This is a genomic window from Simplicispira metamorpha (assembly GCF_004341365.1).
In the GTDB taxonomy this organism is placed as follows: domain Bacteria; phylum Pseudomonadota; class Gammaproteobacteria; order Burkholderiales; family Burkholderiaceae_C; genus Simplicispira; species Simplicispira metamorpha.
The window spans coordinates 70,798-90,996 of sequence record NZ_SLXH01000003.1 but is presented as its reverse complement, the minus strand read 5'-3'; the positions used below and the strand labels follow the sequence as shown (position 1 = coordinate 90,996).

The 20,199-nt window shown below is 63.8% G+C and carries 14 protein-coding genes; 6 read left to right on the top strand and 8 right to left on the bottom strand.

Annotated features, from left to right (window positions below):
• Positions 1-249 precede the first annotated feature (249 nt).
• Genes EV674_RS02575 through EV674_RS02555 form a run of 5 tightly spaced genes read left to right on the top strand, consistent with a single transcriptional unit; the run spans position 250 to position 5,307 of the window.
• The gene (locus EV674_RS02575; protein WP_119012910.1) at positions 250-672 is read left to right on the top strand and encodes a DUF2304 domain-containing protein; all 423 of its coding nucleotides are present in this window, start codon (positions 250-252) and stop codon (positions 670-672) included.
• Positions 669-2,162 (top strand): mannose-1-phosphate guanylyltransferase/mannose-6-phosphate isomerase, encoded by a 1,494-nt coding sequence (locus tag EV674_RS02570; RefSeq protein WP_119012911.1) that lies wholly within the window; start codon positions 669-671, stop codon positions 2,160-2,162. The genes EV674_RS02575 and EV674_RS02570 overlap by 4 nt, the downstream gene beginning before the upstream one ends.
• A 7-nt stretch (positions 2,163-2,169) precedes the next feature.
• Positions 2,170-3,207 carry a GDP-mannose 4,6-dehydratase gene (gmd, locus tag EV674_RS02565; protein ID WP_119012912.1) on the top strand — a complete coding sequence of 346 codons (1,038 nt, stop codon included), beginning with the start codon at positions 2,170-2,172 and terminating at the stop codon, positions 3,205-3,207.
• A 1-nt stretch (position 3,208) separates the two neighbouring features.
• Complete coding sequence (locus tag EV674_RS02560) at positions 3,209-4,138, top strand: NAD-dependent epimerase/dehydratase family protein (RefSeq protein ID WP_119012913.1); 930 nt, start codon at positions 3,209-3,211, stop codon at positions 4,136-4,138.
• Positions 4,135-5,307 carry a glycosyltransferase family 4 protein gene (locus EV674_RS02555; RefSeq protein ID WP_206613237.1) on the top strand — a complete coding sequence of 391 codons (1,173 nt, stop codon included), beginning with the start codon at positions 4,135-4,137 and terminating at the stop codon, positions 5,305-5,307. Before EV674_RS02560 ends, EV674_RS02555 begins: the two co-directional genes overlap by 4 nt.
• Before the next feature lie 154 nt (positions 5,308-5,461).
• Here the strand turns inward: EV674_RS02555 and EV674_RS02550 are convergent, their stop codons facing one another.
• From EV674_RS02550 to EV674_RS02515, 8 genes are read right to left on the bottom strand one after another with little or no spacing between them, the layout of a single operon-like run.
• Positions 5,462-7,519: an acyltransferase family protein gene (locus EV674_RS02550; protein ID WP_119012914.1), complete on the bottom strand. Its 2,058-nt coding sequence runs from the start codon at positions 7,517-7,519 to the stop codon at positions 5,462-5,464.
• Between the two features lie 2 nt (positions 7,520-7,521).
• Positions 7,522-8,616: an acyltransferase family protein gene (locus EV674_RS02545; protein WP_119012915.1), complete on the bottom strand. Its 1,095-nt coding sequence runs from the start codon at positions 8,614-8,616 to the stop codon at positions 7,522-7,524.
• Positions 8,613-9,191, bottom strand: a complete 579-nt coding sequence (locus tag EV674_RS02540; RefSeq protein WP_157983674.1) for a YdcF family protein — start codon at positions 9,189-9,191, stop codon at positions 8,613-8,615. Before EV674_RS02540 ends, EV674_RS02545 begins: the two co-directional genes overlap by 4 nt.
• A complete protein-coding gene (locus EV674_RS02535; RefSeq protein WP_119012917.1) occupies positions 9,178-11,691 on the bottom strand; it encodes a glycosyltransferase family 4 protein in 2,514 nt (837 codons plus the stop codon). The genes EV674_RS02540 and EV674_RS02535 overlap by 14 nt, the downstream gene beginning before the upstream one ends.
• On the bottom strand, positions 11,688-13,016 hold the full coding sequence (locus tag EV674_RS02530) for an ABC transporter ATP-binding protein (RefSeq protein WP_241524911.1): 1,329 nt from the start codon (positions 13,014-13,016) through the stop codon (positions 11,688-11,690). The genes EV674_RS02535 and EV674_RS02530 overlap by 4 nt, the downstream gene beginning before the upstream one ends.
• Positions 13,013-13,828 (bottom strand): ABC transporter permease, encoded by an 816-nt coding sequence (locus EV674_RS02525; RefSeq protein ID WP_206613238.1) that lies wholly within the window; start codon positions 13,826-13,828, stop codon positions 13,013-13,015. Before EV674_RS02525 ends, EV674_RS02530 begins: the two co-directional genes overlap by 4 nt.
• Positions 13,825-14,850: a glycosyltransferase family 4 protein gene (locus tag EV674_RS02520; protein WP_119012918.1), complete on the bottom strand. Its 1,026-nt coding sequence runs from the start codon at positions 14,848-14,850 to the stop codon at positions 13,825-13,827. The genes EV674_RS02525 and EV674_RS02520 overlap by 4 nt, the downstream gene beginning before the upstream one ends.
• A gap of 9 nt (positions 14,851-14,859) precedes the next feature.
• Positions 14,860-16,242, bottom strand: coding sequence for a methyltransferase domain-containing protein (locus tag EV674_RS02515; RefSeq protein WP_119012919.1), 1,383 nt, complete (start codon positions 16,240-16,242; stop codon positions 14,860-14,862).
• Positions 16,243-16,455: 213 nt separating this feature from the next.
• Between EV674_RS02515 and EV674_RS02510 the strand changes: the two genes are divergently transcribed.
• A complete protein-coding gene (locus tag EV674_RS02510) occupies positions 16,456-20,181 on the top strand; it encodes a DUF4214 domain-containing protein (RefSeq protein ID WP_165887065.1) in 3,726 nt (1,241 codons plus the stop codon).
• Positions 20,182-20,199 lie beyond the last annotated feature (18 nt).

Here is a 20,199-nt window from a genome sequence, read left to right as displayed (position 1 = left end):
AAAACACTTTCAAAAAAAGGAAGGTTGCAAGTCAGGCGCTGTAAATCTTAGCCTGCACCCAGCAAAGCGCTGCGGCCAGGCCAACACCGCAGGGCACTGGCTGGGCAGCGCAGACGCAGCCTCTACAATGCCGCCTGTTCTGCTGCGGGGGCGTTGGTTCACGGGCAAGACCACCCCATTCGCCTTTGACCGACCTGCCCATGCGAGCAGGCACAGTCCTCCACCAGTCACCCCCGTTCTTCTGCACCCATGGCCACACTCCAAATCACCACCACCTTGCTGGGACTGGGGCTTGCCGTTGTCATCCTGCTGCTGGTGCGCCGCGACCACCTGTATTTGCTGCACGGCCTGTTCTGGGTGGCCGTGGCAGGGGCTGCCGCCTTGCTGGGTGCCTGGCCCGGCCTGATTGACCGGCTGGCCTCTGTGGTGGGCATCAGCTACCCACCCGCGCTGCTGCTGCTGCTGGCCTGCGTGGTGCTGCTGGTCAAGGCACTGCACACCGACATGGACAACACCCGCATCGAGCGCGATGTGCGCCGCCTCAACCAGCGCCTGGCCCTGCTGGAGGCCGATCTGGCCCTGGCCGGGCACACCCTGCCGCCAGGCACCGAGGCCAGCGCCCCTGCCAGCGCAGGCACTACCGCAACCGCCCACCCGGCTGACAACGCATGACCACCTCTTCTCTCGTTCCCGTCATCCTCTGCGGCGGCTCCGGCACACGCCTGTGGCCGCTCTCGCGCGAGACCTATCCCAAGCAGTTTCTGGCCCTGGCCGGTGAACACACCATGCTGCAAGACACGGCACTGCGCCTGCACGGCCTGCCCGATAGCGTGGCGCTGGACGCATCGCCCATCGTCGTCTGCAACGCCGAACACCGCTTTCTGGCTGCCGGGCAACTGGCGGGGGTGGGCATTGCGCACGCCCGCATCGTGCTCGAACCCGCTGGCCGCAACACGGCCCCCGCCCTGACGCTGGCCGCCCTGCAAGCGTGCGAAGGCGGCGCTGACCCCATCCTGCTGGCCATGCCCGCCGACCACGTCATCACCGACCGGCCTGCCCTGCACGCCGCCGTGGTGCAGGCCCACGCCGTGGCCAGCCAGGGCGCCATGGTCACCTTCGGCATCGTGGCCGACCGGCCTGAGACCGGCTACGGCTACATCCAGCGCGGCGATGCACACCTGCACGGCAGCGACCGCATCGCCAGCTTTGCAGAAAAACCCGACGCCACCACCGCCCAGCGTTACCTGGACTCGGGCGAGTACCTCTGGAACAGCGGCCTGTTCATGGTGCGTGCCAGCGTCTGGCTCAAGGCCCTGGCGAGTTGCCGCCCCGACATCCTGCAAGCCTGCCAGCAGGCCATGCAGCAAGCCGTGCGCGACCTGGACTTCATCCGCCCCGACGCTGCCTCCTTTGCCGCCTGCCCGTCTGATTCAATCGACTACGCCGTCATGGAGCGCCTGCCCGTGCGCGCCGACCTGGGCATCCCCGCCTGCGTGCTGCCCCTGCAAGCGGGCTGGTCTGACCTGGGTGCCTGGGACGCCCTGTGGGACGTGAGCGCGCGCGACGCCAACAACAACGCCACCATGGGTGACGCCGTGCTGCACGACTGCACCGACTCCTTGCTGATGGCCAACAGCCGCTTGGTGGCCGGTGTGGGCCTGCACAACATCGTCGTCATCGAAACCCCTGACGCCGTGCTGGTGGCCGACAAAAGCCAGACGCAAAGTGTCAAGCACATCGTGGCCCAGCTCAAAGCCCAGGGCCACGCGCTGGCCAACACCCACCGCAAAATCCACCGCCCCTGGGGCTGGTACGACAGCATCGACGGCGGCGAGCGCTTCCAGGTCAAGCGCATTGTGGTCAACCCCGGCGCCAGCCTCAGCCTGCAAATGCACCACCACCGCGCCGAGCACTGGGTGGTGGTCAAAGGCACCGCCGAAGTCACCAACGGCGAGCGCACCTTTTTGCTGGGCGAGAACGAATCCACCTTCATCCCGCTGGGCCACATCCACCGCCTGTCCAACCCCGGAAAACTGCCGCTGGAAATCATCGAAGTGCAGTCGGGCAGCTACCTGGGCGAGGACGACATTGTGCGGTTTGAAGACACTTATGGGCGTGTGCCGGGTGCTGGCCAAGCGCTACGCCCTCCATCGGAGAATTGAACACGTTATGCAAAAAACTGCCCTCATCACTGGCGTCACCGGGCAAGACGGTGCCTACCTCACCCAGTTGCTGCTCGATAAAGGCTACACCGTGTATGGCGCCTACCGGCGCACCAGCTCGGTCAACTTCTGGCGCCTGGCCGAGTTGGGGCTGGAGTCGCACCCGCACCTGCACCTGGTTGAGTACGACCTGACCGATCAGGGGGCCAGTATTGCCTTGGTGCAAAAAATCCAGCCCGATGAAATCTACAACCTGGCGGCGCAAAGCTTTGTCGGCGTCAGTTTTGAGCAGCCCGCCACCACCGCCCACATTACCGGCGTCGGCGCTCTGCACCTGCTGGAAGCAGTGCGTCTCGTCAATCCCAAAATCCGCTTCTACCAGGCCAGCACGTCTGAGATGTTTGGCAAAGTGCAAACCATTCCGCAGGAAGAATCCACCCCGTTCTACCCGCGCAGTCCCTACGGTGTGGCCAAGCTGTATGCGCACTGGATGACGATCAACTACCGCGAGAGTTACGGTATTTTTGGCGCCAGTGGCATCCTGTTCAACCACGAAAGCCCGCTGCGTGGCCGCGAATTTGTGACCCGAAAAATTACCGACAGCGTGGCCAAAATCCGGCTGGGCCAGCTCGATGTGCTGGAGCTGGGCAACCTCGACGCCAAACGCGACTGGGGCTATGCCGAAGAATACGTCGAAGGCATGTGGCGCATGTTGCAAGCGGACGAACCCGACACCTTCGTGCTGGCCACCAACCGCACCGAAACCGTGCGCGACTTTGTCCGCATGGCCTTCCAGGGCGCAGGCATTGCCGTGGACTTCCGGGGCACCGCCGACAACGAAACCGCCGTCGATGTCGCCACCGGCAAAACCGTGGTGCGCATCAACCCCAAGTTTTACCGCCCCGCCGAAGTCGAACTACTCATTGGCAACCCAGCCAAGGCCAAGGCCATGCTGGGTTGGGAGCCTCAAACCACGCTAGAACAGCTGTGCCAAATGATGGTCGAGGCCGATTTGCGCCGCAATCAAGCCGGCTTCTCGTTCTGACATGGCGTACGCACAGCAGCCATCCCGCCGGGTTCTCGTCACCGGGCTGGGCGGCTTTACCGGGCGCTACGTGCAAACCGTGCTGGAGCAGCGCGGCTGGGAGGTCTGGGGCCTGGGTGCGCAGCCCGCCCCTGCCGATCTGGGCATTGCGCCGCAGCACTACCTGCAAGCCGACCTGATGGATAGCGCCGCGCTGGCGCATGCCGTAGCCCAGGCCAGCCCCCAGGCTGTCATCCACCTGGCAGCCATCGCCTTTGTCGGCCATGGCGATGCCGACGCCTTCTACCGGGTCAACCTGCTGGGTACGCGCCACCTGCTGGCCGCGCTGGCCGCCCTGCCCCATCCCCCGGCGCGCGTACTGCTGGCCAGCAGCGCCAACGTCTACGGCAACCAGACCGAAGGCATGCTGGATGAGGCCACTGCCCCCCAGCCCGCCAACGACTACGCTGTCAGCAAACTGGCCATGGAACACATGGCACGCCTGTGGGCCCATCGCCTGCCCATCACCATCGTGCGCCCCTTCAACTACACCGGAGTGGGCCAATCGGCTGACTTTTTACTGCCCAAGATCGTGGCGCACTTCCGGCGCCGCGCCGACCGCATCGAACTGGGCAACTTGGACGTGTGGCGCGATTTTTCTGACGTGCGCGCCGTGGCCGACGCCTATAGCCGCCTGCTGGATGTGCCCGCCGCCGTGGGCGCCACCGTGAACGTGTGCTCCGGCCACAGCCACAGCCTGCGAGAAGTCATCGCCATGGCCGAGCACATCACCGGGCACACACTGCAAGTGCAGGTCAACCCCGCCTTTGTGCGCACCAACGAAGTCAAAACCCTGCTGGGCAACCCGGCACGCCTGCACAGCCTGATTGGCGCCGACTGGGCCAACCCGCCACTGCCAGACACCCTGCGCTGGATGCTGGAAGCACCGTGACCGCACCGGGCCTGGACATCATCCTGGGCGCTGACAGCATCAGCGCCCCGCTCACCGGCATAGGCCGCTACGCCTTGGAGCTGGCGCGCGGCCTGCCCGAGCACCCAGCGATGGCGCGCGTGCGCTACTTCTCGCTCGGGCGCTGGGTCGACCTGCCGCAGCTTTTGCAGGCCGATACCGTCACGTCCGAGCAAGCCCAGGCACCCACCCTGCGCAGCGTGCTGGCAGGCAACCGTGCTGCCGTGCAAGCCTTCAGGCTGCTGATGCCGCCGCTGCAACGCCTGCGCTTGCGCAACCAGGGCAGCGCCATCTACCACTCGCCCAACTTTTTTTTGCCCCCCTTTGCGGGCCGCACCGTCACCACGGTGCACGACCTCTCGCACCACGTTTACCCACAGTTTCACCCCGCCACGCGGGTGGACTACATGCAGCGCATGCTGCCCGGCAGCCTGCGCCGTGCCAGCCATGTTATTACCGTATCTGAATCCGCCCGGCAAGACCTGATCACGCACTTTGGCCATCCGGCAGAGCAGATCACTGCCATCCCCTTGGGTGCAGACTCCGCCTTCAGACCGCACAGCGCTTTAGAGCTGGCGTCCGTGCTGGCACGCTACCCCCTGGTGGCAGGCGGCTATACCCTGTTCGTGGGCACCATAGAGCCGCGCAAAAACATTGACCGCCTGCTGAGCGCCTACGAGGGCCTGCCCCCCGCCCTGCGCCAGCGCTACCCGCTGGTGCTCGCGGGTGGCACCGGCTGGCACTCTGAACACACCCACGCCCACATGGCGCGCGCTGCTGCCGCTGGCTGGCTGCATTATTTGCGCTACGTCCCACAGGCCGACCTGCCCGCGCTCTATGCGGGGGCACGGCTGTTCGCCTACCCCTCGCTCTACGAAGGCTTTGGCTTACCTGTACTTGAAGCCATGGCCTCGGGCATACCGGTAGTCACCTCCAACAACTCCTCACTGCCTGAAGTAGTGGGCAGCGCAGCACTCCAAATCGACCCCCAGGACACCCAAGCCCTGCGCAACGCACTCGAGCAGGGATTACAAGATGAGGCGTGGCGAATCCACGCCCACCGTGCGGGCCTGGCCCGTGCATGCCAGTTCAGCTGGACACGCTGCATTGACAGCACCATGCAGGTATATGCTCAACTGAGCAGCGCCTGACCCTCCAAAAAACACCATGCCACCACCTGGCGCTCTGGCGTACTCTCCGACTTGATTACCACGCTCTGACGGGACGTAGTGTCATGGGGTGGCGCGCAACGTACTGTGGCAATGGGGCACCATCTGAAGCTCTTGCTGGCTCCGCAACGCCCTCTCAAGGAACGCTACGGGGCGTTGTCATGGCTTGCAAAAACGACGGCAGCAAATAGGCATTGCCATGGTTGCTCAAGTGATCCGCATCAAAAAACAAAGGACGCCCTTTGACAAACGCCTCGCAGCGATCTTGGCCCACTGGGCAAAGTACCGCGAAAGGATCCCATACCGAGACCTGGGGCAAACGCGATGCGATGTTCTTGAACACCTCCAAAACAGGCATGCGATAGCGCTCAAGCAGCTCACGTTCCATCGACATGCCAGGCTGGCAGATTGCATTGCGCTGGTTATAGGTCTCGGCACACCGATATGGGGGAGCACGAAACAGCGGCTTGGGACCCTCCAACACTATCCGGGCGCCGCGCGCTGCCAAAGGGGCAAGCGCTGCCACAGCAGCTTCTTGGGCACCTATCCGCTCACGCATTGCTTGTGCAGAAAACATGGCTTCATACACCTGCTGTTCATCAAACCGGACCCACTGGTCTGAAAACCGAGGTAAGCGCAACGATGCCAGCAGCAACACATCGCCCGGAGCCAACCGTGTGCGAAGGTCGGCCAGGGCCGCCGTTTGGCTCTGCGAGCAATGCGGGGCAGACTCCAGGTGGGGGCGCAACCCCACAAACGGGCAGCCGCCATTGGCGTATACGAACACCGGCGCACCAGTGCGCAACACATAGGCCTTGAACAAGGGCGCATAGCCCATCGCATGCGAGTCTCCGATCGCAAATACGCGCGGCGCCCCACCCTTTACTGCGGCACAGCCAAACCGCTCATAAACCACAAAATAGCCGTACTCCAGGGCCTGCTGGCGTGCTTGCACGGTACAACCTGGCGCCAGTGCATCCGTATCAGCGCCGTGCGGATACCAATCGCTGGCGTTGTGTACCACCGTGCTGATTGACAGCCGAGGCTGTTGTTGCTCTATCAGACTGGCCAGCCCCGCCCCCAACAGCACACAGACCAAACCAGCCGCCACCACAGCCCTGCGTGGCGCTTGGCGTGGCAGGTGCCACTGGCGCAGCGGTGTCTCCACAAAGCGCCATGACAGCGTTGCCAACACAAAGGACAGCACCACCGCTGCCGTGCGTGTTTCCGGCCCATCCAATCCCACAGTCCAGCGCAGCAGCACGTACACAGGCCAATGCCACAGATAGAGTGAATACGAGATACGCCCCACCCAGACTATGGGGCGCCACGTTAGCAAACGCACCAAAGGCTGCGAAGGGCTGGCCCCGTAGAGGCACCCCAGCAGCCCCAGAGTGCCCAGCACAGCAGGCAGCGCCCCCGGGAAAGCATAGTTCTGCGGCTGCGATGTCAGCAGCCCGTAGACCACCAAACCCAAACTGGCCCAGGCAGCAAGCGCCTTGGGCACTGCGTGCGCTGATGGTGCAACCCCAGACTGAGAGCGCAGAGCCATCCACTGGTACAGCACCACGCCTGCCGCCAACTGCCAGAAACGGCTCGCCATCTGATAGAACGCCCCAGACCTGTCCACACTGCCCAGCCATGCTGAGTACCCTAGCGAGGCCAACAGCAAGAAAGCAAACATCCACGCCGAACGCAAGCGGCGCGTGCCTCCCAAAGACCAGAGAAAAAACACCAGGGGAAAAACGAAATAGAACTGCTCTTCTACACCCAGCGACCATGTGTGCGTAAATGGATTGAACTCGGCTGCTGGTGAGAAATAGTCACGCCCACTTTGCTCCAGCACCCAATTGCTCAGTCCGAAAAAAGCAGCCAGTCCAGTGCGTGCAATGCCATCACTCAACCAGGCCGGCGGCACCAGAACCGCTGTGGCCAGGGTAGTCACCAGAAGGCAAACAACAAGGGCCGGAAGAATACGCACCATGCGGCGTGCATAGAAAAAGCCTGCAAAGCGAAGCAATCCGGAAGCGGGGCGCGCACCCACCGACACGCTGACGATGAAACCGGAGATGACAAAAAAGATGTCAACACCGGCGAAACCACCTGCCAACCAAGTGGGTTCAAGGTGATAAACCAGCACCGCAAGCACCGCCAGGGCGCGCAGGCCATCTACGTAAGGCAAATAAGAATGCATATTCAGCGCTCCTTTGGCGCTGTGTAACGCCCACGCAGCCGCAAAAATGGCTGCTCGATAGTGAGGAACGACAGCCACGCCACCGCCAGGCACAGCGGCAGCGCCAGTGCAAAGTGCAGCAACGCATTGGCGGCCACACTGCCAAAAGGCATCCAGCTACCCACGGCACGGTGCAGCGTAAAGAGCACCAACCCGTGCCACAAATACAGCGAATAGCTCCAGGCACCACCGTGCTCCAGCAGGCGCGCCAGCGGCTTGGGCCAGCCAATGCCCGCACCCAGATAAGCCAGCACCACGCCAGCCCACACCAGCGCCTCAGCAGTGCCCCAGAACACCCAAAATGCCTGGCGAGGCTCGGGCAGAAAGTAGCTGGCAAAGCGTGCCTGCACTGTGGTGGCCAGCCACAACACAGCCAGCGCCAGCACCAACAGCCAGCGCCCGTGGCGCTGCAAAACGCTGGCGTGCCGCTGCCACATCAGGGCCGCCAACATGCCCCACAGAAACTGGTCAAAACGCCCCACCAGGGTCGAATAAAACATGTGTGTGGACCGTTCTGACACCCCCCACGCTGCCAATTTGACCAACGCCATCAAGGCAATCAAGCGCAACAGATAGGCGGCGCCCTCCGCCCGTACAAAGCGCGCCAGGAACGGAAACACCAGATAAAACGTGAACTCCACCGAGATCGTCCACGCTGCACCCGTAATGAAGCTGCCCGACGTGGGTGCCTGCCCCAGATTGGAGAAAAACACATACAGCACATCGCCCGCGCGAAACGCATCGCGCCCCACCGAAATGGCAATAAAGAAAAAGAAAAGGAAGAGCGGAAAAATGCGCAAAAACCGGTTGCGCATAAAAGCCCCATAGTCGATGCGCTCACTCTGCAAGGCAATGGTCATGAACAAAAAACCAGAGAGCACAAAAAACAGGGCCACCCCGGTGTGCCCCTCGGTGACCAGGCCCAACGCCGCAGCGTAAGGCGCAGGCTGCCACAGCCCAAAATACAAATGGAATGTGTGAAACACCAGCACCAGCAGCGCCGCCAACAGGCGCAAATGGTCCAGGGCCGGGATGTAGGCAAGGTTGTGGCTTTTCATGGCATAGGCTGGGTTGGTTGTGTAGCGGCACTCACAAAGGCCAGGTGTGCGCGCCAGTTGCCCGGCGCCACCCCGGCCAGGTGCAAAGCACCCGTCTGCAACGCAAACACCGCCTTTTCGCGCAGGCGCAGATACACGCTGCCGCGCTCGCCACTGGCCAGCCAGGCCGCAGGCGCACGCCCCCACACCCGCTCGTACAGACGCAGGGCGCGCCACAGGTGAAAGTCGTCTGACACCAGCCACACGCGCTGCAAACCGTGGCGCGCTGCCAACGCCCCACCAAGCACCACATTGGCCAGCGTGGTACGCGCCAGCGGCTCTTGCAGCACATGCGCTGGGGCCACCCCGCGTGCCACCAGATAGTCGGCCATGGCAGCGGCCTCAGTCGGGGCGATGGTGCCAGTGCGCACCCCTGTGCCAGAACCGCCCGCACCGCTGAGCACAATGCACGGCGGCACCTGCCCGCGTGCGCTACAGGCCAGGTAATAGTGCAAGGCAGTACGGCTGCGTGGCCGGTGCAACGGGTTTTCTCCGCCCAACACCAACAGTGCCTGCGCAGTCTCAGTGGCTGGCAACAGCGCACTCCGGTGGCAAGCCAGGCGCCAGCGCCCGCGCAATGGACTCCCAGGCGTACACCTGCTCTGCCAGGCTGCGGGCTGCCGTGCGCAGCGCAGGGTGCGGCGCGGGCACTTGCGGCTCCAGCGCCTGTAACGCCGTGGCAAAACCGGGCAACGGCACCTCGATGTAATGCGTGTCCGCCACAAAAGCCAGGCCACGAGCGCCCACAGGCGTACTCACAATCAACAGCCCGTGGCCCGCGTAATCGAGCATCTTGAGATTGGTGCCTGAGCCACTCTCCATCGGGTTCAGGCCCACGTCGGCAGCGCGCAGCAAGGCTGTCAAAGCGCCCTCGGGCACCACGCCCAGGCTCAGCAGATTGGCGGGCAGGCGCTGTCCGTCCAGGTGGCGGCAGACGCTGCCCACCAGCGCAAACGTCCACTGCGGACACGCCTGTGCCAGGGCCGCAACGGCATCGGCGGCAGGCAGGTTGGGGCCGTGCAGGCTGGCCACAAACACCGCCAGCGGCCGTGTGCCCAAGCCCAGTTGGGCTTTCAGCGCCGCGCGGCGTGTGCTCTCCAGCCAGGCATCGGCGGGCAATTGCGTGCCGTTGGGGGCCATTTCAATCTGGTCTGTGGCACGGCCATACAGCTGCGCCATGCGCGCGCGATCAGGTTCACTCACCGCCCACACACGCGCCGCGCGCCGTACCAGCTGTGCCTCGGCGGCGGCCACCTGTTGCACGGCACGCTGCGCTGCACCTGGCGTGCGCAAATCAAGGGGCGCCACGGGCGTATCGGCGTCTTGCGGCGTGGGCAGTGGCGTGCCCAGCACCATGGCCTTCATGTCGGCTTCGACGTTAAAGGCGTCGTACCACACCGGCCCCTGCCAGTGCGCCAGCACCATGGGCGCCAGGTACATGTGTGCGGACACCACCACATCGGCCTGTGCCGCCAGCGCCACAAACGCCTCGCGGTACTCGGTCAGCTCGCCGTGGTACAGCAGTGCGGCGATGTCGGTAACCGAGCGCTGCAACGTCTGCGTCAGTTGCGCCTCGCGCTGCTCAAAGCGGCGCGAGGGCGCCACGCACACCTGGCGGTAATGCGGCCCAAACTGGTGCTCCTGTGCGCTGCTGCCCGACTCGCCCAGATTGAGCAGCGTCACATCGGCCCACTGCGCCACACCCCGGTACAAATAAAACAAACGCTTCTTGCCGCCGTTGTCGGGCGGGTACACGCCAAACGTGTTCACTACCAACAAGCGTGGCCGGGCGCTGGGGCCGCGCTGCGGTACAAGTGCCCGGCCCGGCGCAGCGGCGGCACTGGCAGGGCTGGTGCGCACCAACCCCTGCTCCGCTGCTGCCAGCAGCGCACTGGCGGTGCGCTCCCAGGTCACGCTGGCCGCGGTGCGCTGTGCCGCTTCGCCCATGGCCCGCAGGCGTTCCGGATCGGCCAGCAAATCGTCCAGCGCATCGGCCAGCGCGGCTTCTTGCGGCGCCACGATGCGGCCATTCACGCCGTCTTGCACAAACTCCGTCACCCCGCCCGCATCTGCCACCGTCAGCACCGGCTTGGCCGCCGCCATGGCTTCGAGCGTAATCAGCCCCATGTCCTCATCAAACGGCACAAACGGCACCAGCGCCGCGCGGCTGTAGTGCTCTACCAGTTCATCGTCATTCAGGCGCCCGACAAAGCGGATGCGCGCATCCCCTTCGGCCAGAGCCCGCAAATCGGCAGCCTGCGGCCCATCGCCCGCAATGCACAGCGGCACGGTGGTGCGGCTGCGCCGATAGGCCCGCACCAGCAGGTCGATGCGTTTGGGTGCGTCCAGCCGGCTGGCAGTAAAAACAAACTCCGACGGCCCGCCGTGCAAGCCTTCCAGGTTCGATGGGTGTGGCAGCACCTGCACCGCAACTCCCGCCGGAAAGTAATCCTTGCGCCGCGCCACCACCCCCGAGATAGCGAAATACGCCCGTATCGCCCCCGGCTGTAGCGCCACGGCATCAAGCTTGTGTACCAGCGCGCGCAGCAGCGGGCCAGGCAAAGCGGTAAGCGCACGCAACGCCTCGGGCTCAATGCTGGCGTCTTGCTGCAATGCCCGCACGCGCGCAAAAATCTCGGGCAGGCGCGCGCGCTCGCAACCGGGGGCCTCCAGCAGCCGCCACAGCGCCAGCGCCGCCCCCGGCAAGCGCTGGGGCTTGTCGGGCAGGCCCTGGGGGTAGGTGTCGTACAAACCGCGCAGCGTGTGCTGCAAATACACCACATGGTTGGGGTGCTGCACCATCCAGGCCGGGTACTTGGTGGAAATGACGGCGTCAAAGTGGCTCAGATCGAGCATGCTCCAGCGCTCATAGCTGGCCGCAATCGACCAAAAATCGTGCTCTGCCGATGGCAGCTTGATCAGCTCCATGGCGTGCTCACTGTGGCGGTTGACATGGCCGCTCAGGCCCCACCACAACTTCTCGGCACCACCCACCACAAAGGGCACCCCGCTGGGTGCAATCAGTGCAATTTTCATAGCTGCTCGCGCTTATCTGGTAAGGGCTGGAAGCCGATTTGGCTTGAATTTTTCAGCTGCGCGCTCACCCCTGTCAGGTGGCATACGCCTTCAAACAAAGGCTCTGGCCCGCGCACCACCTCGATCAGTGCGGCCTTGTCCCACCAGTCGTAGCTGTTGGCCACATGCGTCATATCGCCGTGCAGCGCCACCGATACCGTGTAACTGCCCTGCCCCAGTTCCAGCGCCGGAATGCGCCAGCACAGCGTGGCCTCTACCCCGGGCGCCAGGGCGGCCAGCCCCTCGGTGGGCACATGCCAGGTGTTGGTGCCAAACACATCGTTGCCCAGGCGGTCGCGCAGCAAAAAGCCCACCGTCAGGTCGTCCACCGGCTCTTCTTTGCGCAGACGAATGCGCAGCTCCAGCGCCTCACCCACCCGAAACACCTGCGCAGGCCCCTGCGCGCTGTGTGCCGACACCTCCAGCAACCGCGCGCGCCCATCGCCCGAGCGCACGCCCACGCCGCGCTCGCCCACGGGCGCGGCCACGGCTTCGAAGGTGCTGTTTTCGCGCTCTGCGACCAGCGCGTTGTACAAGTCCAGCACCTGGTCTGGCACGTCGTCGGCCACGATGCGGCCCGCGTCCAGCAGCACCGCGCGGTCGCACAAACTTTTGATGGCGCCGGGGTCGTGCGAGACAAACAGCAGCGTCGTGCCCGCCGCCCTGAACTCGCGGATGCGCCCATAGCACTTGTGCTGAAAATACACATCGCCCACCGCCAGCGCCTCGTCCACGATCAGCACGTCCGGGCGCAGCGCCGTCGCCACACTGAAGGCCAGTCGCACCTGCATGCCGCTCGAATACGTGCGCACGGGCTCGTCGATGTAGTGGCCGATTTCGGCAAACGCCTCGATGCCCGGCAGCGCAGCAGCGATTTCGCCTTCCGACAAGCCCAGCAACTGCGCGGCAATCACGGCGTTTTGCCGCCCCGTGAAGTCGGGGTGAAAACCCATGCCCAGCTCCAGCAAGGCCGCCACACGCCCGCGCATCTGCACGCTGCCCTCGGTGGGCGTGCTGGTGCCCGTCACCATCTTCAGCAACGTGCTTTTGCCCGCACCGTTGCGCCCGATGATGCCCAGCGCCTGCCCTTGTGGCACACGCAAATCCAGGCCACGCAGCACCCACAGCAGTTCGTGGCGCACCGGGGCGCCGGGGCGCAGCCACTCGGCCAACCGCGCCCAGCGTGATGGATAACGCTTGTACGCCTTGCCCAGGTTGAACAGTTCAATGGCCGCTGGCAACGCAGCCCCCGCGCCCGCACTGGGCACCGCCGCCGCGCCGCTCACAGCTCGTCCGCCATTTCAGGGGCGCGCTGCTGGTACACGCGCCAGCCAAACCACGTCAACGCCAAGCCCACCAGCGCCACACATGCCAGCGCCAGCCACGCACTTTGCTCCGGCAGGCGCGCATACACAAACACCTGCTGATAGTGGTGAACGAACACCGCAAACGGGTTCAGCCACGCCCAGCCCTGCGCCCAAGCGGGCAACACCGCCGCCGGGTAAACAATGGGCGTCAGCCAAAACCAGAACAGCAAGCCCACATTCACCATTTGCCCCACATCCCTGAAAAACACATTCACCGTGGCCGCCAACATGCCCAGCCCCAGCGTCCACAGCACCTGCACCGCCAGCGCTGGCAGCACCCCAACGATCACCCAGCCCGGCCAGTTGCCGCTGACCAGCAAAAACAGCAAGAACAACCCACTGATGACGCAAAAATTGAACGACGTCACGCCCAGCGCCACCAGCGGCAGGCAGATGCGCGGAAACGTCGCCTTCTTCAACAAATTGGCATTGGCCACAAACACCGCCTGCAGCCGCCCGAGCGACTCGGCAAAAAATGTCCAGGCCAACAGCCCCGCGCACAAATAAATGCTGTAGCCATACACCGACTCCACGCCCGCCAGGCGGTTGCGCATCACATTGGCAAACACCAGCGTGTAAATCGAAATCATGGCCAGCGGCTGGATCAGCACCCACGCCCCGCCCAGCACCGAGCCCTTGAACTGCGCCTCGATGTCGCGCCGCACGCTGCCCGCAATAAACGCCCTGAAGCGCAGCACATCGCGCACGATGCCCGGCAAAAAATGGCTCACGCGCATAAAGTTTCCACCACCCTGTCCCACGACAGCCCCAGCGACTGCACCCGCTCACGCCCCGCCTGCCCCATGGCAGCGCTGCGCGCCTTGTTAGCCCACAGCGCCTCGATGGCCTCGGCCAGCGCCTCGGGCGTCGGCTCTGTCACCCAGCCTGTCTGGCCGGGCAGCACAAACTCCAGCGGCCCGCCCGAGTCGGTGCACGTAATCACCGGCTTGGCCGCATACATAGCCTCCAGGGTGATGTAGCCCAGGTCTTCATCGCGGGGCACAAACACCACGCCCAACGCATGTGCATACAACTGCACCCGCTCGGCCTCGGTAAAGTTGCCCATCAGCCGCACACGGTCTTGCAGACCATGGCGCTCAATCAACTGCGCATAGCGCGCGTGCTGCCCCCCCGTACCGCCCAGCAAAATCTTGACCGGGCAGCGCAGATGCCGCGCCGCCTCGATCAGCAAGTCCTGCCGCTTGAGCGATTCGAGCCGACTCGGGAAAAACACATACCCCCACTCGGCCGCGCAGCGCAGCAGCTCGGCCCCCGGCGGCGGGTGGTACAGCGGCGTGGCCGCCACACCATTGAACTGCTGCATGCGCTCGGCCACGCGGCGCGAATTGGCAAACAGGCGGTGTACCGCGCGCAGCGCCCGCCCGTCATAGTCCAGCACCTGCGCGCGCAACTGCACCTGCGCGGGTGTGGCGCTGGCGGCATCAAACAGCTCGTACATGGCGCGGTGCTGGTGCAGCACCCAGGCCACATGCTGCGGGTGCGCCATGCCATAGCCCGGAAACTGCAAACTGATGAGCCGATCTACGCGCTGCCCGTTGGGCGCCGCCACGTCGTAGCCGTCGCAAAACGCCATCAGCCGGGCCACATCGGCCTCGGGCGCAAACTTGAAGGGCAACTTCAGCCGCTCCACCTCGTGCCCCGCGCGCTCCAGCGCTGCATGCAGGTTGTCGGCGTGCAACTCGGCGCCGCCACGCAAAAAAGGCGCCTGGCTGGCGCTGAGCAAAATTCGCATCGGATCGCCCTACAACGGCTTGTGTGCCAGCACGGCAAAGTCTTGCCCGCCGCACGTCATGTGGTTGAGGCGCTGGGTGGTCGGGTCATCCCCCGGCAAACCAGCCTCGGGTGGGTAAGGGTGCAGGCGCGGCACCGCCAGCGTTTGCAGGCCGCAGTAGTTGACCAAAAACGCCAGGCTATCGGGCGTGAGCGGCTGGCTGTGCGTGGGGTCGTGGTGAAAGGTGTGCGTAGCCACCCAGATGTTTTCGGGGTTGGGCGTCTCTAATATGAGCAAACCGCCGGGGCGCAGCACCCGCGCGCACTCCGTGACCAGCGCCAGGCGCAGCGCAAACGGCAAATGCTCCATCAAATGAAACGCCGTAATCGCCAGCGCCGACCCTTCAGGCTGCGCGCGCAGCCACCCCAGCGCATCGCCCAGCTCAGCCGCCAGGCCCTGCGCCTGCGCCTGCGCCACCGCCGCTGCATTCAAGTCAATGCCGCGCGCAGCAAAGCCATGGGCTTGCAACAGCGCCAGCCACACACCGCGCCCACAGCCCAGGTCAAGGCACGGCCCATCGCCCAGCTGCGTGCGCAGCGCCTGCAACTGCGGTAAATAGTCTTGTGCCAACTGTGCCTGCAAATCGTCCACCGGGCCGCGAAACGACACCTCCAGCGCCGCCAGGAAATCATCGACCGCCGCACTGCCTGCGCCCCCCGCACCCGCTTGCTCCAGCGCCTGCCGCGCCAGGGCGGCCTGCGTGGTGTGGTTGATATGTTGCTGCGCATCGTGCCGATCATCGGCACATTCGCTCTGCGCCTGCAACTGTGCTTGCAACGCGGCCACCTGGCACTGCAAGGCATGCACTGCGGCATCGTGGCGGTTGCCCAGATACCAAGCCAGCCCCAGCGCGCTGCGCTGCGCGCGCCGCGTGAGCCAGCGCTCGGTGCGGCGCAACACGCCGCGCGCCACCCACTCGCTGCGCAGGCCGCGCGCAACGCGCAGCCCCCCCAGCAGCGCCAAAGCCAGCGCCCGCTGCACGGCGGCGCCCTGTGGGTGCAATTGCCGGGCCTCGTTTGACAACACCAGTCCCGCCAGCAACTCGGTGCGCGGTACATGCTGGCGCAAGCGCTCAAGCAGGTAAGCGGCGCCGCCATCGTCGGGCGCGCGCCCCAGCAGGCGCTGGTAAGCCAGCGTGGCAAAAGCGGCGTCATCCACCAGCAAATAAGGCGCCAGACCACCAGCACGCGCCACCAGCCCCCAAGGCAATGCGTGCTCAGTGGCGTCCGACGCACTGGGCAGCGCCCAGGGGCGGGCACGCACCGGCGCGGCCAGCGCTGCATCGCTGTGCTCGGCCGCAGCGGCACGCAAACGCTGTAGCAGCGTGTCCAGATCGACAGGGTGTTCGTGCATGAGAAAACAGGAGTGAGAAAAAGGGCGCAGCCCAGGGGCGGGCAAGTGTACCGAATGCCCCCATCGGGCAAGCGCAGAAAATGCCCACCAGACCGTGGCGAACTCCCCACAAAGCAGCCCGTTTACAAGCTGCTAAAGGTGTTGTTTATGGTATCTTCCCCACCGCACTCCTCAGATTGTGGGGGCAGACTCTATTTTTACCGGAGAAAATCCATGGCAGCAGCAGCTTATTTCGACACCGTCCAAAAAATCTACATCGCGTTTTACCAACGCCCGGCAGACCCGGCCGGTCTGAAATACTGGGCTGACCGCATCGACGCCGCAGGCGGCGACGCCAGCGCCGTGGTAACCGCATTTGCAGAGTCCGCCGAAGCTGTCGCCCTGTACGGCACCATCGACGCCAGCACCATCGGCAACGTGATCGATGCCATCTACCTGGCACTGTTCAACCGCGCCCCCGATGCAGCAGGCAAGCAGTTCTACGTGGACGGCTTCATCGCTGGCACCTTCACTGCTGGCTCCATCGCCCTGAGCGTGCTCGACGGCGCCGCCGGTGATGACGCCGTGGCCATCCAGAACAAGGCACAGGTTGCCAACGAGTTCACGCAGCAAGTCGATGGCCGCCCCCTGAACGACCCCTACTTTGGCACCGGCTCCAGCTTTGACGTGACCTACCAAGGTGACACCGATGCACAAGCAGCGCGTGACATCCTCAAGACCGTTACCGCCAACCCTGCCAGCGTCATCAGCCCCTCGAGCGTGACCACCGCCCTGCAAGACAGCATCGCTGACGCCACAGACCCCATCATGGGTCGCACTGGCGGCGAAACCTTCCTGCTCACCACGAACCTGGACACCGTTGACGGCACCGCAGGCAACGACACCATCAACGTGCCCTACGTCAACACGCTGGGCGACATCCACACCACCTGGCAAGCCTACGACTCCATCAAGGGCGGCAAGGGCGTGGATACCATGAACATCTACGTCAACGCCTCCGGCATCAACGCCACCCAGGCCAGCACCGTTGAAAGCGTTGAAATCATCAACGCCTACAACGCAGAAAGCAGTGGCGACGTGTTTGGCGGCTCCGCCATCGACGCGGCCAAGTTTGTCGGCGCTGAGCAAATCTGGCAAATTGATGGCAACACCAACATCATCAACCTGGCCAGCACCACCACCGCAGGTTTCCGTGGCAACACCAAGATCGCCGCTGACCTGACTGCCACCGCAGACGCCGCATCGATCAACGTGGCCTTTGATGCCGCCACCTTCTCCGGCTCTGCCGTCGTGCTGGGTGCCAACGGTGCAGCCCTGAACGCTGTGAACCTGTCTGGCGTTCTGGAAGCAGGCACCACCGTGGCGCTGGACATTGGCGCCAGCACAGCCGAAGTGGCACTGAAGGGCGACTTCGACACGACAGTGACGTTCGCTGGCAACACCACCCTGAAAACCCTGAACGCTGCCGCAGTGAATGGCGATGTGGAAGTGAACGGCTTGGCACAACTGACCAGCATCACCACCGGCTCCGGTGATGACCTCGTGTCCGTTACCGCCTCTGGCCAAGACACCACCATCACCACCAACGCAGGCTTTGACAGGGTTACGGTGGAAGGCTCAGGTACGGCTGGCACTGGCTCCATCACCATCGATACTGGCGCAGGCAACAGCTGGGTTGTGCTGAACGACCTCTCCAAGAGCATCAGCATCACCGGCGGTGATGGCAATGACTGGGTTGGGGTTGACGACGGCGCAGACGCCAGCGGCGCAGACTCCCTGACCATCGCTCTGGGCGACGGCGGTGCCGACATCGATCTGGACAACATGTTGACCAGCGGCTCCGGCCTGAGTGGATTCAGCGGCGATGGTGATGCTGCTCAGCTCATCTTTCTGGAACACGCTGCCAAGATCACCAACATCACCACAGGTGCTGGCACCGATATCCTCGACATCGCCGCTGCGGTGCTGACAGAAGCCACCACCCTGACCGCCAACCTGGGTGCAGGTGACGACCTGGTGGTAATGCAAGACATCGAATTTGCCAACATCCCCGCCACCTGGAACATCAACGCTGGCTCCGGCGATGATGACACCGTGATTCTGAACGCTGGCGCTGGCCGCACCTTTGTGGCAGGCGACTACGTGGCCCTGACCGAAAACCTGCAAGGCTTTGAAACTCTGGCCCTGCTGGACACGCAAGACAGTGGCGATGCCACCGCATTCAACGTGGACGCTTCCCGCCTGACCGGCTACCAAGAAATTGGTTTCAGCGGCGACGACGGTGCATACAACCTGACCAAGGTGACCAGCCAGACCATCGTCATCAGCGGCCAAGAGTCCAAGCTGAACATCAATGCAGGCGGAGACACCGCGCAAAACCTGACCATTGAAGCCTTCGATTCCGACGAAACCGACATCACCGCCGTGGGCAACACCCTCGATCTGACGGTAACTTCCTTTGATGAAGATGACAACGATGTGGAATTGTTCGGCAACCTCAAGACCGTCAACGTGACGCTGGTCAGCGACGACTACAACGACGGCGATGAAGCAACGATCGACATCGACATCAACCACCCCAACGGCAGCGGCGGCGCTGACGGCAACCTGATCAATTTGACCTCGGTCACGATCAAGGGCGAGGGCGATGCTGACATCAACAACCACGCCGGTGGCGCCCTGGCCACGGTGGATGCCTCGGGTCTGGACGGCAGCTTGGACTACGCAACCGACAACAGCGCTGTGGCCGAAGCCGTGACGCTGAGCAATGGCTTCGACTGGGTTGACATCAACTCCTTTACTGCTCCTACTCAGGCCGATGCACTGGATGCTGCCCAAGATGCTGAGAACACTGCCGAAACCGCATTGCTCGCTGCCTACACCGCGTTGGTGGACTCCACAGCCGACAACACGCTGGTTGCGCTGACGGACGCCACCGCAGCCAACGCACTGGCCCAATCGGGTGCAATTGACAGCGCACTGGCCACTCTGGTCGCAGCTACCGACACCGCAGAAACTGCCCTGATCGATGCCTATGGCGACTTGGTTGATTATTTCAACTTTGCAGCCCCTGGATCGTTTGTTGCTAGCACCGACGCGGCTGCGATCGCTGCCCAGTTCAACTCGACACCTCCTACTCCTGCATCCATCACCTTGATGCTCGAATTGGGGCAGTTCAATAATCTGAAGACCGCCTATGACACGGCATACAGCAACTATGATGCGGCAACTGATGCTGGTGACGCAGCGCTCCTGAACGCATACAACGCATTGGCAGGTGCAAGCGATGCTGATTCGATTGCTCTGCAGCCTAGCACTGGGATTGTTGGTGCAGCCGCCGTCGCTGCAGCACATGGCACCACCGTGGCTAGCTACGATGCCTCAGTGACTGCGTTCAACAATCTCTTTACTGACGCTAGCACTGATGTCACCGCTTACACGACTGCTGATGCTGTAGAAGATGCGTTCGCTGCGCTGAACACCACGTTCGACAATGCTGCGACTGCTTACGGCACTGCGGATACCGCTCTGGATGCTGCGCTGGCAGATGCGGCTACAGCAACCAGCTTCGGCTCCACCGTGTTGCACACCGACGTGATCACAGGCTTGAACCTGAGCGCCCTTGCAGACGCGTCCGACACCATCCGGGTGGAAACCGACATCGTCTTTGGCGATGCTGAGTTCGTGGCCATTACCACGGTGGGCGCTACTGACATCAACACCTTCGGCACCCTGAACCTGGCGCTGCAAGCTGTGGCCCAGTCGGCGCAAGACCTGGTGGTGTTCCAGTACCAAGGCAACACGTACATCTACGGCGACAAGGCATCGCCAGTGGGCGGCACGCTCAACCAACTGGACGACACCGATCTGCTGGTCAAGCTGACGGGTACAGTGGATCTGAACCTGCTGGCCGCTTCGCTGAACAGCGACATCGGCTGATCTCCTTCGGAGATAAAG